We start from the raw sequence: 15,818 nt of genomic DNA on the forward strand, positions 1-15,818 counted from the left end.
CGCAGCGGAGATCCAGGATCAGAATATTAAAAAAACCTCGATCCTGGATCTCCGCTGCGCTGCGTTCCAGGCTACAGCTGCGCTTCGTTCCAGGCTACGCCAGGCTACAAAAAAAATATTGAAAATAGGGTGCTTTTTGGGAAGAGTTTGGATATAATCGCGGCCATCAAAAGTGAGCCAATTCGGGATGCCTTCCGAATGAAGAAAATTGATTATAATTCTTTCTTAAGCATTTTTTGCCGTGACTCTGTGATGCAGCGATATCTCGTCTTAAACATGCTGATTGGCTTGCTAGTCCTCCTATACCGCGTGCAATCATGATCCTCTCTTATATTTCACGGAATGGCTTTGCCGCTGGTAACGATCAAGAGCGTCAACGTGATATTGACCGATTTTTACTCGGCAATCGTATTTATCGCACAGCCTGTTTTTCGGTGGCTACGGTGTTAAGCATCACCAAAATACTGAACAGTATCTCAGGTTCTCATTTTAAAAGTGGCGATATTCATAGCACTGTTAGTTTACCGTTGCAACTTTTTACTCAGCCGATAATTCAATATTCCAAACCCATCTCCATGATTTTTTTGGGAGTTAAAGATACGATTAAAGATTTGGGGGGGATTGATATTTATGAGCGCGATCATTTGCGTTATTGCAACTTTTTTGAGCTTGTCAATTTTTCCAAGGAAAATGTAAAAGCCCTCCAGCAGCTTTTTAGTGTCTCCTCACTGCTAGACGATCCTGAGTTAATTCAACTCAATCAAAGAATTCAACAGATTGACTTGGAGCAGGAAGGTTGGAAAAGTATTTCATTTACCTATCAAGAGGCGCATAAACTTAAAGAATTTATTTTATCTCATGGTGAAAATAGCCAAAAAAACCTTAAGAAAAAATTGTTACATGCGCAAGACTATTTAATTCAATCGGTTTTACATTGGGAATATTTAGCATTATTATGCGATATTTCTGAGGCTGAAAATCTACGTTTGTCTGGCGAGGCTTTGATTTATTTTGTGCTTTATCGTGCAAAGCTTCGTGAACAGCTATTTGAGCAATTTAAAAATAAAAATGATATTAATGATGATTACTTTAAAAATTCATCGTCTGGAGATCTCAGCAAATACCGTCAGGACATTCTCTACTTAAGAGAGCAGTTACTAAAACCAAAAATTAAAAATACAGATCAGTTAAGTTATGAAGGGCATGCTAAAATATTTAATGAAAATTTAAACGATAATATTTTAGTGGATGGGGGAAATCTGGAGTTTGCAAGAAATCGCTTTTATACAATTGATGCCAATAATTTTCGTTATCAACAACTACTCCACCAATCCTTTTATTATTTATTGCTATTAATAAATAAAAAAATCGCGCGTGGTGTTAAGCTTGACGATATTAAGGAAATGATTAATGAGCTTGAAGATTTAAACTCGCAATCCTCGTCGCCCCGCTCATGCTCGAATAAAGAGCGCCTGAAACATTCCTTGCAAATTGAAATTACCAGAGCCAGAGAAAAACTACCCGGACTTGATGAGGCGCAATTTAAAAAAGACTTAATTAATGCATTAAAAAAGGAAATTGACTATCAAAAATACGATGAGCAAGTTGCACGCTATTTTAAACAGCAAACTGAAAATAACCAGGAAATAAATCGCTATATCCACGCCCGACGTCAACAACGCTTGATGATTGCAGCAAAATTTGGACGGCAAAAATGGGAAAAACGCTTTAGAACAGGAGCTGCCATCGGTGGTGTAATTTCTGCGTTATCATTTTCAGCCGAGGCGTATTTTTTTGGCCAACACAGTTTACACTGGATTTTAAGCACTATTTTTCGTCTGAGTGTCGTTCCGCATCCGCTGATCATTGGCTTATTAATTCTTTGCGCATTAGCAGCGTTTGTGACCAATCTTTATTTTTCTGTTCCGAAAGTCATGGATCAGGCGGGTAATTGTGGGCGGCATTTGGATCAGGGTTTTGATTATTTTCGCAATTCCAATGTCGAAAATAAAAAAAAGAATTTACTGATTATTGCATTACTGGCGCTTTGCGTGGTGATTGGCAATATGTCACTCATCAAATTATCTTTAAGCGCTGCACCGATGCCGGTAATGATTTTCTTATTAATTATTTCGACTCTTGGTTCATTATTATTGATGAGCGACTCAATTCAACGCAAATTAAATTATAAAGCCTCAGAGCAAAATGCCGAGGATAAAGATAATGCGCAAAGCGATTATACTTGGAAAACGTTGCTTGCAAGCGCTATTGGATTTTTTGGTCTGTGCTATCGACAATACCCCGATACCTTTTTAATTCATCAAATTGCGCATGGTCTTACGCATGTTACCCATCTCACTCATATGGCAGGATGGATTGTGCCGGTTGCCGGGATCGTTTTCAGTCTAGGTTCGTTAGTTTGGCGTTATTGGCAGCATTGCAAAAATCCAAAGAGTAAAAAAACATCCTTTGTGCTTTCCTATGGCGATGTTTTTTCACTGAGTTTGAATTTAGTAGTATTATCGATGTTTTATGCCAGTTCGCCGGTTGGTTGGGCAGCATTGGGAATAACGTTTTTAATCGCTATGTATTGTTTTTATCAATCGCTCGATAAAAAATATTCGGTAGGCCAAAAAATTGGGGCTTTTTTGGGATTAGTCATTGCAGTGGGTTCTTCTGCATTAGAAGCCTTTGGTACTTTCAAGGGTATTATTCAAAGTGGCTTTGAGTCGGCGTTTAAGCGCATTGGTAATATTGTGATATCTGCTTTAACTTTTATTGGGATGATTTTCTTTTATATGCGGGGTGCGCGAGAAGAGATCCCTAAAGCGATAGGAAATTTAAATCATCAACCTACGAATGAAGCTTTTGAATTTAATCATGAATCTTATAAAGGATTTGTTAAGCAACGTGCTGAACAACAAACAAGTATTGCAGAAAATAATGAAGTGCAAGGAGTAACGCCTCAAAATTTATCTAAAGCGCAGCAACAACAGCAAGAACAGCAAGAATGTTTCACCAAAAGATTGGCTGAAAATCAACAAGTTCAAGAAGCTCAATCAACAGCATCCGATAGTTCAAGTCAAAATCTGCATGCTGCAAAAAACCCTTTGCAACACTCATCACTCACCACCAACGCATCTACTTCTTTAACGCCTGTACCAGCAGAAGCAGATAATTTATCCATCACTAAAAATTTTTCATCATCTGAAAACGAAAAAGCAAGTTCTGTAAACCGCTATTCATTTTTTATCAAAAATCAACAAAATGCGAATTCCCAAGATTCACCTAAAAATATAACATCACGCGCTTGGTCGCCAAGAGCCGCAGAAAGTTTATTTCAACCTAGTGGGAAATTACCGAATAATTGTTATTTTACAGGAAATTCAATTTCAATGGGTGATGAAGATCGAAATTCATTGATTTGCAATTCGCTTGCTGCTGTCGCTGCTTAATACCGATTGATCCACGATAATTTTTGACACACATTCCACCTCTTTAACATAACGTTTAGAATCGCGCTTAAACCATTTCTTTGCGCGCCAGCAAGGCGTGGGTTAAGGTGTAGTTATCGATATATTCTAATTCTCCCCCCATTGGCACACCGTGAGCCAGGCGAGAAGTTTTAATGTGAAACGGGCGTATTACTTGCAAAAGATAATGCGCAGTGGCTTCGCCTTCCACGGTGGGATTGGTGGCAATAATAATTTCGCTTAACGTGTTGGATTGCAAGCGTGGTAATAATACGTCGATGCCTAAATCGGCAGGACCAATACCATCGAGAGGGGATAAATGACCTAACAAGACAAAATAGTGTCCGTGAAATTGCGAGGTTTGCTCAAACATCAGAATATCGATAGGTGACTCGACAATACATAAAATATCGGCTTGACGTTTGGGGTTAGTGCATAAATCGCAGAGCGGTTTTTCTGAAAAAGTGCGGCATTGTTGACAATGTTGAATGGTGTTTAAGGCGCGTTGCATGATGTGGGCGAGTTGCAACCCTTGTTCTTTATGCTGTTGCAATAACGAAAACGCGATGCGTTGCGCTGATTTTGGGCCAACCCCAGGTAAGCAGCGCAACGCAGTAATGAATTCGTCGAGTAAGGGACTGAAATTCACGCTTAATTATCGCGACCAGAATCATCCGCCCCAGGGATTTTGAATTCCGCGGGTAATTCTAATCCAGAAGTCAGATCGACAATTTTTTCTTGTGAACGTTTTTCGATTTGATTGACGGCATCGTTGATGGCGGCAACAATTAAATCTTCTAATACGTCTTTATCATCATCCATTAAACTATAATCAATGTGACACGATTTGGCTTCGTGACGACCATTCATCACCACTTTCACTAAACCACCGCCCGCTTGACCGGTGATGAGCATAGCCGCTAATTCTTGTTGCGCTTTTTGCATGTTCTGCTGCATTTTCTGCGCTTGTTCCATGAGTTGTTTGATATCAGGTTTCATTATAAGGTTGACCTCTTGACTGTTTTAAGAATAAAAAAATTATTGTAGCGTTTCTTCAGCAATTTTTATAGAGTCTGGCAGTATTTTTGCATCGAATTCTTGGATAAAATGTTGCAAGTTAGGATTGTTTTGTAAAGATTCAGTCGCGCTTTTCAGATGCTGATGACGTTCTTGCTGTTGTTGATTCGCCGGAGATTTCGGCGCTGCTTGCTCACAGGTAATTGAAATGCTAATTTTTTGTTGCAAATGCTCTGTTAATATTTCTTGCAAGCGTTGTTGTTGCTTACTGGTTAATAAAATTTTTTGAGTCTTATCCAAATGAAATTTCCAATGATGATTATCTTGCTGAACAAATTCGCAATGCTGGGCTAATGCTAATAATGGGCCACGTAGGTTAAGTTGAGGAATAAGCGCGCGCCAATGATCCGCTAAATTCGTAGCCACGGAGGAGGGCAGGGAATTTTTTATTGTTGCTGTGGATGAGATATGGGGTTCAGTGACAGCAGTTTCTGGTGTAGGACGATGAGTAATTTGTGGGGCGGGGCGAAATTGCAATAAACGTAATAATGCCATTTCAAACGCAATTTTAGGGGTGGGTGCCAAACTAAAATGTTGTTGGCAAAGCGTTAGGATTTCATAATAAAGTTGAAGATCGGATGGTGAAATGGTTGCAGCAAATGCTGCGAGCTTGGTGGATAAAACATTAATGGGTTGATAATTTTTCACAGCTTGTTTAAGCGCGATTTGATGCAACAATTCAAGCAGTTGCGTGAGTGCCGTTTTATAATTACCATTGAGTTGATAAATTGCATCGCTAAGTGCCATTAATTCAGCCGGTTGATTGTCGATAATCGCTTGCAGGATGGCATCGACATTTTCCCGTACTAACATACCCAGCATATCGGTAACTAACGGTGTGGTGAGTTGGCCATTGCCGTAGGCGATAGCTTGATCTAACAGGCTCAAAGCATCGCGTAAACTGCCTTCTGCGCGCTGGCTTAAATAGGTTAAGGCTTCTGCTTCATAGGCAATGTGTTCGGCGTGTAAAATAAATTCTAATTGTTGGCTAATTTCTGCTGGAGTCAGCGGTTTTAAATTAAATTGCAAACAACGTGATAATACGGTGATAGGAATTTTTTCGGGATCGGTGGTGGCTAATAAAAATTTAACGTGTTCTGGAGGTTCTTCTAGGGTTTTTAATAAAGCATTAAAGCTGTGTTGTGAGAGCATGTGGACTTCATCGATTAAATAAATTTTGAAGCGGCCACGGCTTGGTAAATATTGGACATTTTCTAATAATTCGCGGGTATCTTCAACTTTGGTGCGTGATGCCGCATCGACTTCGATTAAATCGATATATCGACCTTCATTAATTTCTAGACACGTTTTACACTCATTGCAGGGGGTAGCGGTGATGCCGGTTTCACAATTCAAACATTTAGCAAGAATGCGTGCGAGAGTCGTTTTACCCACGCCACGTGTACCTGAAAATAAATAAGCGTGATGCAATTGTTGGGTGGTAAGCGCATTGATTAAGGCCTGGGTGACATGGTGTTGCCCAACTAAGCTAGTAAAATCGTGGGGTCGCCATTTGCGCGCTAAAACTCGGTAACTCATGAAAACGTTCCGCTTGAAAATAAAAAGTAACGAGTAGCCACACCATTGCACAGGTTAAGCTCACTACCGTTGCTCCCTTCCGGGCCTGGCGGGGTTTGCAAGTTAACATTGCACGGGGACCACTCGCCACCAAGGATGACACTCGAAAATAAAGAATGTCATCATTCGCTGGCGAGAGGGATGAGAATGTAGCGGTTTTTACGTCATTTTGCAAACTTTTTGTGGTGTTTTGTCAAAGCAAAATGAAAATGTTCGCCTCTTCGTGGCGTTGTAATCATTTCGTTACAGTGTTTCACAAATACGCACCAAACTTTTACAAAAAAGTACTAACAGGTTAATCTCGCACTTCAGTATGATACGTCTGAATATACTCAACTCATTAACGAGGAAAAACCATGAAAAAATTGATATTAAAATTAGGTGTCGTGTGCAGTGTGTTAATTTCTGCAAGTAGTTTTGCGGCGACGAATAATATTGGCCCGTTGAAGATTGTTAATAACACGCCCTATGACGATATTAGTGCAAATGTTACGGGATTTTCTCCTGTTAAGCTTCCTGCAGATCCGGCGTATCCAAATCAGTCGCCTTATTCTACCGATCTCAACACACAATTAGACAGTCTTCGTGTTGTTTTATGTGATAATTCTTATCAACCTAATGCTTATTGCTTTTTTGATCATGATATTTGTACTCAAGGCGGGATAGCTTTTGCGACAGTTAACATCTTAATTGATAACAATCAATATGTCACAAACGTCACTTGCAATGCGGCCAATGGTGCTATGGTTGGTGTGACGCAACATTATGTTAGCGCATTACCTCCACACTTGAAAAAACAATAACCTAAGGAAAAACTAATTATGAAAATTGGGTTAGCTTTATTAGTGACTTTGGGCACTTTATTACTAGCAGGATGTGATCTCGATAGCTATGATTTTCCCGATAGCTACAGTACTACCACCACGTATATCAGCCCGCCGCCGCCCTATTATTCTTCATCGGTGACTTATGTTATCCCTCGACATTGGCACCGGCATCGTGAATATTCAAGCTCGACGGTTTACGTCAGTCCTCCACCACCTCGGTCGTATTCGAGTTCGACGACTTATGTGAGTCCGCCGCCACCGCCTCGGTCATATTCGAGTTCAACGACGTATGTGAGTCCGCCACCGCCGTCTCGCTCAAGTTCTACTACTTACGTAAGCCCACCGCCACCGTCGCGTTCAAGTTCTACCACTTACGTCAGTCCACCGCCACCCCCGCGTTCAGGATCGAGCTCAACTACCTACGTGAGTCCGCCACCTCCACCACACCGATAAGACAGATACGTTCAGCAGTTATTAAACGGTCATCCCCTGAATTCCAGGGATGACCGTAAAATAAGCTTGGGAAGGATCACGAAAATAAACGTTGCAGAATAGTTTCATAGACCGTGCTTAAACGTTCTAGATCATCCACTTTCACATGCTCATCGATTTGATGAATACTGTGATTAATCGGGCCAAACTCAATCACTTCCGCGCCCAGTGGCGCAATAAAACGCCCATCGGAGGTGCCGCCCGTAGTTGAAAGCGTAGGGGTGATGTTTAAGACAGACTGAATCGCCGTGGTTGCCTGCATGATCAAATTGCCCGCTTCCGTAAAATACGGCTCTCCTCCCAAATGCCATTCAATGTCATAATTTAATTGATGACGTTGTAACAGTGATTCGACTATTTGCTGTAACTCTAAATGAGTAAAAGCCGGTGAAAAACGAAAATTAAACGTAATCATTAACTCTCCTGGGATAATATTATTCGCACCGGTACCCGCATGAATATTGGAGATTTGAAAACTGGTGGGGGGAAATGCTTTAAAGCCATCGTCCCATTTTTTTCCACATAATTCCGCAAGCCAGGAACTCGCTTGGTGAATGGGGTTGAGTGCGCGTGAAGGGTAGGCCACATGGCCTTGTTTGCCGTGAATGGTGAGGGTTGCCGATAACGTGCCACGTCGACCGATTTTAATGGTGTCGCCTAAGTAATCTTCGCAGGTGGCTTCGCCAACTAAACAATAGTCAATATGTATTTTACGTTGTGCTAAATAATGAGCGACACGCTTTACGCCATCGATGCTGGGACCTTCTTCATCGCTCGTTATCAATACGCCAATGCGTCCGTGATGATGAGGATGTTGGCGCAGGTAGCGCTCGAGAGCAGTGATAAACGCCGCGATACCACTTTTCATATCGGCACTGCCTCTTCCATAAAGTTTGCCATCCGCGAGGGTTGGCGTAAAGGGTGGATAGGTCCACTTTTCAAGTGGTCCTGGGGGTACGACATCGGTGTGGCCAACAAATACCAACAAGCGACCATTCTCACCTTGAGTCGCCCATAAATTATCGACCTCATTAAATTTTAAAGATTCTACGGTGAAATTTAATTGACGTAAGCGTTCGGCTAAAATAAGTTGGCAGCCTTTATCGTGAGGGGTAATCGAATCGATGCGAATTAATTGTTGCAATAATTCCAGGGTCGCACTCATAATATTTCCTACTGGGTTGCGTGGTGAGGGCTTAGCTTACTCGACTTCGCATTAAAAGCACATCATAGATCAAAAACGTCATTTAGGAAAAGCTATGCCATCATTTGATATTGTTTCTGAAGTGGATAAACATGAATTAAGTAATGCGCTCGATCAAGCGAATCGGGAAATCACCAATCGTTTTGATTTTAAGGGCGTGAATGCCACCTTTGAACTGACTGAAAATACCATTTGGCTTAAGGCGGAAAATGATTTTCAACTTAAACAAATGGATGATATTTTAAAATTAAAATTAACGAAACGCGGAATTGATATCACGGCATTAGAGGCCAAAGAAATAAAAATCAGTTTAAATGAAGCGCGTCAAGAAATCACGGTACGCCAAGGTATTGATCGAGAGGTGGCTAAAAAAATTATCAAGGTCATTAAAGACAGTAAAATCAAAGTGCAAGCCAGTGTTCAGGGTGAGCAGGTGCGGGTAACTGGCAAAAATCGCGATGATTTACAAGCAACCATTGCTCTTATTAAAAAAACTGAATTTTTATTGCCATTGCAATTTAATAATTTTCGCGACTAATCATAACCGCGTAACAATTCATTAATGGCGGTTTTTCGGCGGGTTTGTTCATCGACTGTTTTAACAATAATAGCGCAATTCAATGAATACGCGCCATTTTTTGCCGGTAAACTGCCTGGAACCACTACACTGCCGGCAGGTACTCGACCAAAATACGTCTCGCCCGTGGCGCGATCGTAAATGCGGGTGCTTTGACCAATAAACGTACCCATGGCAATCACACTATTTTCTTCCACAATGACACCTTCCACAATTTCACTGCGTGCGCCAATAAAGACGTTATCTTCAATGATGGTGGGATTGGCTTGCAGGGGTTCTAAGACGCCACCAATACCTGCACCTCCCGATAAATGAACATTTTTACCGATTTGCGCACATGAGCCTACTGTCGCCCAGGTATCAATCATGCAACCGCTATCGACGTAAGCCCCGATATTAATATAACTCGGCATGAGTACGGTATGATTCCCCACAAATGCACCATGACGTACGACAGCATGAGGTACCACCCGAATTTTTTCTGCGTTAAATCGTTGTTGATCGTAATGTTGGAATTTAAGTGGGACTTTATCAAAACATTGCAGATCTCCGAGACGATAAATGTCATTGTTCATGACTTTAAAATACAGTAATACCGCTTTTTTTAACCATTCATGCACTCGCCATTGACCGTCAATTTTTTCCGCGATGCGTAATTCGCCAGAATCCAATTGCGCGATGACTTGCAAAATGGATTGCATTAATTCTAAATCACAGTGCTGAGGAGTGAGTTGCTGGCGTTGTGCAAAGGCGGTTTCGATAATGGTTTGTAGCGTGGTCATGAAGATTTCCCATCGTCATTTTCGGTTCAAGAATGGGCAAAGATTAGCGTAAGTGATAAAAAAATACAATAAATTACGTGAGTTAATCAACGACAATTTGTGCTTAAAATTTATTCATGGCGATTTTGCGACTGAGGTAATTAACTTTTTCTCACAAAAATTCTGCAAGCACGCGTACGTTATTCAGTGGCGAGAGCGCTCGTTATGGATAAAGGACTTGTGTCACACTAATAAAAAAAACACCCAGGTAACATTAACATGTATAAAATATTATTAGAAATTGCCGAAAATAATCAAAATACCACAACAGCAACGCGCCAAAAAAATTCATTTTTAAAAATATTAGAAGAATTTTGTCAGCAATTTTCTCACTATTATTCCACAGCGACCGAGCTTGGTAATCACATTCATAGAATAGAAGAATTTATTTTGATCCGTGAAATTCAGTATGAAACCGTTATTCATTATACTTTATATTCACATCAAACGATTATTTCTCGTGAAGAATTAATGCTGGCGATGAAACATGAAAAAAATTCCGCCCTCATTCGCGAGATGGATATACCGCAGAATATTCCAGTTGCCATCAAAAATTCCACAACATTTATTTTACAATCTTTAGGTGTATAGACTTTTGATAACGAATGGCTTGCCCGCGTCATTTCGTTAAAAACTCCCTCTTTAGGAGGGAGTATGATATAGTCAATTTACCAAAGACTTTAATTCATACACCATGCCACAGGAAAAATCACTGACTATCGTCACTTTTAATATTCATAAAGGTTTTGGATTTATTGCTCGGCAATTTAATTTGCAAAGCATGCGCAATGCCTTGCATGAATTAAATTGTGATGTGGTATTTTTACAAGAAGTGCAAGGCGAGCATCAAAAACATCAAGCGAATATTGAAAATTGGCCAATGGAGTCACAGTTTGAATATTTAGCCGATAAACTGTGGCCGCATTATGCTTATGCCAAAAATGCGATTTATCAAACAGGTCATCATGGGAATGCAATATTAAGTAAATATCCTTTTACGTCCTGGGAAAATATTAATCTTGTTAATAATAAAAAATTCAGTCGCAGTTTGTTACACGGTGTTATTCAAATCCCACATTATCCTTTGCCTATTCACGTGATTTGCTTTCATTTAGGCTTGCGCGAAAAAGCGCGCAAACAACAAATCCAAATTTTAAGTGAGCGTATACATTCGCACGTACCCCTAGATGCGCCGTTAATTATTGCTGGCGACTCGAATGATTTAAAAGGATCAATACGCGCCTATTTCGACGAAACCTTAAATTTACAAGAAGCTCATTTTCAATGCTTAGGTAAACACGCCAAAACCTTTCCCGCGGTATTTCCATTATTTGCTTTAGATCGCGTGTATTATCGCGGACTCACCGTACTCGAAGCTGCAACTTTAGATGAAGCACCTTGGTATAAATTATCCGATCACTTACCACTCTATACAAAATTCCGTTTACTATGATTTAAACTAAACATGACCTATTATTGATTTACCCAACATTTGTTGTACTTTTAAATCCTTGCCAACACGTTTGATAATTTTTATCGCGATGGGAGGCCTCCAAAGCCAGAGGTGTTGGCACCCACACACTTTGACTTTCAAACATAAATGCTAAGGTATGCTGATAATATTGCGGTTTTAATGCGGCGGTAATGGCGTGTTCATAAGAAGATTGATCGGGCCCATGCGGTGTCATGCAATTATGGAGACTCGCTCCACCGGGTACAAATCCCCCGTGTTTGGCATCGTAATGGCCGGTAATTAATCCCATAAATTCACTCATAATATTGCGATGAAAATACGGTAATCGCATGGTATGTTCCATAGTGAGCCAACGTTCTGGAAAAATCACAAAATCAATGTTGGCAATGCCTGGGTGAGAGGACGGTGATGTTAACACGGTGGCAATGGAAGGATCGACATGATCAAATCGCACTGAATTAATCGGGCAAAAACTGCGAAGATCATATTTATAAGGAACCAAATTGCCATGCCAAGCCACCACATCTAATGGACTATGATCAATCTCTGCGCTGAATAAATGTTCTTGAAATTTAGTGATGAGCGTAAATTTTCCGTGTTTTTTTTCATAACGCGCCGTGGGTGCTTGAAAAAAACGTGCCTGGGCTAAGGCATTAGGACCAATCACCCCAGGCTCTGGTAAGGTAAAGGGTAAACCAAAATTTTCTAACACATAGCCACGTGCTTTTTTATCAATTAAATCGACTTGAAATTTTAATCCTCGTGGAATAAGCGCAATGTCACTGGGGGCAATGCTTAAATCGCCACATTCGGTTTTTAAGAGTAATGAACCTTCTTGCGGTACGATTAATAATTCGCCGTCGGAATTATAAAAATAAGTATTTTCCATATTGGCAGTGGCACTGTATAAATGAATAGCGGCACCACTGCGTGCGTGCGCAGAACCACAGCCGGCATAAGTCGTGAGACTCATTAAAAAATCCGTCGGCTCTTCTGGATAAGGTAGGGGTTGCCAACGTAAAGGATTAGGGGTGGCTTCGTGATTAAATGGCGATGGAATTAATCGAGGATGAGCTAAGGATTTAAATTCCCCTTGCGCCACAGAAGGTAATAGACGATAAAACCAGGTGCGAAAATTTTCTCGATAAGCTTGGGTAAAAGCACTACCACTTAATTGTTCCGCATACAGTCCCAGGGGTACTTGTTGCGGATTATTTTGTTGACGGGGTAAAGCGTCCTTGAGTGCTTCGCTGGCAAAATGATTGTGAAAGCCACTTTGATACTGGATAGTGCTCATGATTAATCCTTAACTGCCTCAAATAAAAAACAGTATATCGAGGTGGTGCAAGACTGTCGATAATCGCATGAAATAAGAAGGTTTATTATCTTGAAAGACTCGATTATAATGCGCCTTTGTTATTGATGATCCAGGGTATTATGAGTTGGTTTCAAAAATTAATTCCTTCTAGAATTCGCACCGATGCCACCCAAAAAAAAGGCGTACCGGAAGGCTTATGGACGAAATGTCCCCAATGCGATGCCATACTCTATCGCGCCGAATTGGAACGCAATTTTAGCGTCTGCCCTAAGTGTAATCATCACCTGCCCATCAGCGCCCGTTCGCGATTGCAATTATTTTTAGATGAAAATACTCATCAGGAAATTGCCGCACACGTGGAACCTATCGATAAATTAAAATTTAAAGATTCCAAAAAATATAAAGATAGACTCTCGCAAGCGCAAAAACAAACCGGCGAAAAAGATGCCTTAGTCGTCATGCGTGGCTTGTTGGAAAGTCAGCCGATGGTCGCTTGTGCGTTTGAATATGCGTTTATCGGTGGATCGATGGGGGCAGTAGTCGGCGAAAAATTCGTGCAAGCTGCGCAATATTGTTTGGATAATCGCACACCATTGGTGTGTTTTTCCGCCAGTGGCGGCGCTCGCATGCAAGAAGCGCTCATTTCATTAATGCAAATGGCTAAAACCGCAGCCATTTTAAAACGGTTACAAAAAAAAGGCATTCCGTTTATTTCCGTATTAACCGATCCGACGATGGGTGGCGTATCGGCAAGTCTGGCGATGTTGGGCGATATTATTATTGCTGAACCTAAAGCATTAATTGGCTTTGCAGGTCCCCGTGTGATTGAACAAACCGTTCGCCAAACCTTACCCGAGGGTTTTCAGCGTAGTGAGTTTTTACTCGAGCATGGTGCTATCGACATGATCGTTGATCGCACAATGATGCGTGCTAAAATTGCAGAAATCGTACGAAAACTCTGTTTTTACCAAGTGATTAACGCGTCACATGAAACCGTTGCTTGAATTAAACGATTATTACCACAAGTGGTCTACACACACCACATTAAATCAACCTTTATCGCGTTTAGATCCCTTTGTTGACGCCTTTAATGTCTTAGAACAAACGGCCAAAATTATTACCGTCACTGGCACCAATGGCAAAGGTAGTGTAGTCGCATTATTAGAAAGTTTGTGTGTGAGTGCGGGGTTACGAGTGGGAAGTTTAACCTCCCCACATTTGCTCGAATTTAACGAACGCATTCGTATTAATCAAACTCCCATTGAATTAAGCACTATTTTAACGGCCTTTGCTAAGATTGACGAATTGGACTTAGCCCCCTCGCTATTTGATGCCGTGACCATTGCCGCATTAATGATTTTTCAAACCCAGTCGTTGGACGTGATAGTTTTAGAGGTAGGCGTTGGTGGACGTTTAGATGCGTGTAATATTATCGATGCCGATGTGGCGGTGTTAACGAATATCGCGCTCGATCATCAAGCTATTTTAGGCAATACGCGTCAAGCCATCGGTTTAGAAAAAATTGGTATTGGGCGCGCGCATAAACCTCTAGTGTGCGGTGAAATCGATTTGCCAGCGCAGGTAGAAAAAAAATGTCATGAATTAAATTTAGCATTATATCAAATTCAGAGAGATTATTATTTTTCACGCGGCACTGATTATTGGGAGTGGGGTAATCACCATATTCAACTCAGTCATTTGAGTTTGCCTAAGATTAAATTAAATAATGCGGCTACGGCATTCATGGCGTTTGATGTATTATTTCCACAACAACTGCCTCTGCTTGCCCATCGTGCCCTCGAGCACATTCAATTGCGTGGGCGTTTAGAGTTTTATGCTAAGCCTCAGCCAACGTTAATCGATGTCGCGCATAATCCACAAGCCTGTGCGTCTTTAGCGAATGAAATTCAAGCGTTTTTACCGGCAAATGCCGTGTTGGCTATTGCTAAAGATAAAGCGGTAGCAGAGTGTGTGCAACCGCTTATTCCCTTGATCCACGACTGGCATATTGCCCCGTTAGGGACTGATCGAGGGATCGATGTTGGCGAATTAGAGAATTTATTAATAGATCTAGGTGTCAGAAATATTGTTGTTTATAATAGCGTGACCAGCGCCTATCAAGGTGCGTGCCGCTCTTCAGGAACGATTATCGTATTCGGTTCATTTATTACGGCGGGAGAGGTCATTAAATTCATTACACGTAACGGCGAACGCAAGGAGACATTCAGTGGATATCATGGCATTTAATTGGGTAGATTGGTCAATTATCGGATTAATTGGTTTATCCACCTTAGTCGGCATATTCCGCGGTTTTGTGCGTGAAGGTTTATCATTAGTAGTGTGGATTTTAGCGTTTTGGTTAGCATTTCAATTTTCTAATCACATTGCCACCGATTGGATTGGCGATCACGTTAAAAATCCTTCTCTGCGTGAAGCATTGGCTTTTGCCGGTATTTTTGTCGCCGTATTAATTGTCGGCGGGTTAATTAATTTTATTATTTCGACAGCCGTTCATAAAACCGGACTGGGTGGAACCGATCGCATTATGGGATTAATTTTTGGTTTTGTTCGCGGGATTTTAGTGGTGGCTATTGTTTTATTATTTGTTAATTTAACGCCAATCACCCAACAAACTTGGTATAGTAAAGCACAATTACCGAGTCAATTTACGTGGTTAGTGAAATGGATCCACGATTTAATTCCTGCATCAATGCAAAAATATTTACAACCTCAAACCAACGACGATGACACGGAAACGCCAGCGAAAAAATCCGATCAGCAAATTGATGATGCAGCCACTAAACTTAATCCCACAAAGCCATCAGCGCCCAATACTCCAAACGTTGTTACACCATAAGGTGGGGGATGGTTGACACTAATCGTAGAGTGGCACTTCAAGATGCTCACCGCATCTTGAAGTGCGTTAGATATATATCAATATCGCTACCACTAATCCTTTCTAGGGTAAAAAACAAAA

General features: G+C 41.0%; 15 protein-coding genes and 1 other RNA gene. 9 read left to right on the top strand and 7 right to left on the bottom strand.

What is annotated here, in order from left to right; translation table 11 throughout:
* Nucleotides 1-317: 317 nt before the first annotated feature.
* On the top strand, nt 318-3,455 hold the full coding sequence (locus KIT27_07590) for a hypothetical protein (protein ID MCW5589514.1): 3,138 nt from the start codon (nt 318-320) through the stop codon (nt 3,453-3,455).
* 67 nt (nt 3,456-3,522) lie between these two features.
* Here the strand turns inward: KIT27_07590 and recR are convergent, their stop codons facing one another.
* From recR to ffs, 4 genes are all read right to left on the bottom strand, one after another.
* On the bottom strand, nt 3,523-4,122 hold the full coding sequence (recR, locus tag KIT27_07595) for a recombination mediator RecR (protein ID MCW5589515.1): 600 nt from the start codon (nt 4,120-4,122) through the stop codon (nt 3,523-3,525).
* Nucleotides 4,123-4,124: 2 nt separating this feature from the next.
* Complete coding sequence (locus tag KIT27_07600) at nt 4,125-4,475, bottom strand: YbaB/EbfC family nucleoid-associated protein (GenBank protein MCW5589516.1); 351 nt, start codon at nt 4,473-4,475, stop codon at nt 4,125-4,127.
* Nucleotides 4,476-4,511: 36 nt separating this feature from the next.
* The gene (gene dnaX, locus KIT27_07605) at nt 4,512-6,089 is read right to left on the bottom strand and encodes a DNA polymerase III subunit gamma/tau (protein MCW5589517.1); all 1,578 of its coding nucleotides are present in this window, start codon (nt 6,087-6,089) and stop codon (nt 4,512-4,514) included.
* Nucleotides 6,090-6,117: 28 nt separating this feature from the next.
* Nucleotides 6,118-6,214, bottom strand: an RNA gene (ffs, locus tag KIT27_07610) — signal recognition particle sRNA small type.
* A 270-nt stretch (nt 6,215-6,484) separates the two neighbouring features.
* On the opposite strand from ffs, the gene KIT27_07615 reads away from it, so the two are divergent.
* A complete protein-coding gene (locus KIT27_07615; GenBank protein MCW5589518.1) occupies nt 6,485-6,931 on the top strand; it encodes a hypothetical protein in 447 nt (148 codons plus the stop codon).
* Between the two features lie 18 nt (nt 6,932-6,949).
* A complete protein-coding gene (locus KIT27_07620) occupies nt 6,950-7,408 on the top strand; it encodes a hypothetical protein (GenBank protein MCW5589519.1) in 459 nt (152 codons plus the stop codon).
* Nucleotides 7,409-7,484: 76 nt separating this feature from the next.
* On the opposite strand, the gene dapE is transcribed toward KIT27_07620, so the two are convergent.
* Nucleotides 7,485-8,612, bottom strand: coding sequence for a succinyl-diaminopimelate desuccinylase (gene dapE, locus KIT27_07625; GenBank protein MCW5589520.1), 1,128 nt, complete (start codon nt 8,610-8,612; stop codon nt 7,485-7,487).
* Between the two features lie 94 nt (nt 8,613-8,706).
* Between dapE and KIT27_07630 the strand changes: the two genes are divergently transcribed.
* A complete protein-coding gene (locus KIT27_07630; GenBank protein MCW5589521.1) occupies nt 8,707-9,189 on the top strand; it encodes a YajQ family cyclic di-GMP-binding protein in 483 nt (160 codons plus the stop codon).
* Here KIT27_07630 and dapD read toward each other — a convergent pair.
* Nucleotides 9,186-10,010: a 2,3,4,5-tetrahydropyridine-2,6-dicarboxylate N-succinyltransferase gene (dapD, locus tag KIT27_07635; GenBank protein MCW5589522.1), complete on the bottom strand. Its 825-nt coding sequence runs from the start codon at nt 10,008-10,010 to the stop codon at nt 9,186-9,188. The genes KIT27_07630 and dapD overlap by 4 nt on opposite strands.
* Before the next feature lie 258 nt (nt 10,011-10,268).
* Here dapD and KIT27_07640 point away from each other — a divergent pair, with 258 nt between their 5' ends.
* Nucleotides 10,269-10,640 carry a hypothetical protein gene (locus KIT27_07640; GenBank protein MCW5589523.1) on the top strand — a complete coding sequence of 124 codons (372 nt, stop codon included), beginning with the start codon at nt 10,269-10,271 and terminating at the stop codon, nt 10,638-10,640.
* 103 nt (nt 10,641-10,743) lie between these two features.
* Complete coding sequence (locus KIT27_07645; protein ID MCW5589524.1) at nt 10,744-11,502, top strand: endonuclease/exonuclease/phosphatase family protein; 759 nt, start codon at nt 10,744-10,746, stop codon at nt 11,500-11,502.
* 28 nt (nt 11,503-11,530) lie between these two features.
* Here the strand turns inward: KIT27_07645 and hmgA are convergent, their stop codons facing one another.
* A complete protein-coding gene (hmgA, locus tag KIT27_07650) occupies nt 11,531-12,820 on the bottom strand; it encodes a homogentisate 1,2-dioxygenase (GenBank protein MCW5589525.1) in 1,290 nt (429 codons plus the stop codon).
* A gap of 140 nt (nt 12,821-12,960) precedes the next feature.
* On the opposite strand from hmgA, the gene accD reads away from it, so the two are divergent.
* Genes accD through KIT27_07665 form a run of 3 tightly spaced genes read left to right on the top strand, consistent with a single transcriptional unit; the run spans nt 12,961 to nt 15,698 of the window.
* Nucleotides 12,961-13,845: an acetyl-CoA carboxylase, carboxyltransferase subunit beta gene (accD, locus tag KIT27_07655; GenBank protein MCW5589526.1), complete on the top strand. Its 885-nt coding sequence runs from the start codon at nt 12,961-12,963 to the stop codon at nt 13,843-13,845.
* Nucleotides 13,829-15,088: a hypothetical protein gene (locus tag KIT27_07660; protein ID MCW5589527.1), complete on the top strand. Its 1,260-nt coding sequence runs from the start codon at nt 13,829-13,831 to the stop codon at nt 15,086-15,088. The genes accD and KIT27_07660 overlap by 17 nt, the downstream gene beginning before the upstream one ends.
* Nucleotides 15,069-15,698, top strand: a complete 630-nt coding sequence (locus KIT27_07665) for a CvpA family protein (protein ID MCW5589528.1) — start codon at nt 15,069-15,071, stop codon at nt 15,696-15,698. The genes KIT27_07660 and KIT27_07665 overlap by 20 nt, the downstream gene beginning before the upstream one ends.
* Nucleotides 15,699-15,818: the final 120 nt, after the last annotated feature.

It is taken from the genome of Legionellales bacterium, assembly GCA_026125385.1.
Lineage (GTDB): Bacteria > Pseudomonadota > Gammaproteobacteria > JAHCLG01 > JAHCLG01 > JAHCLG01.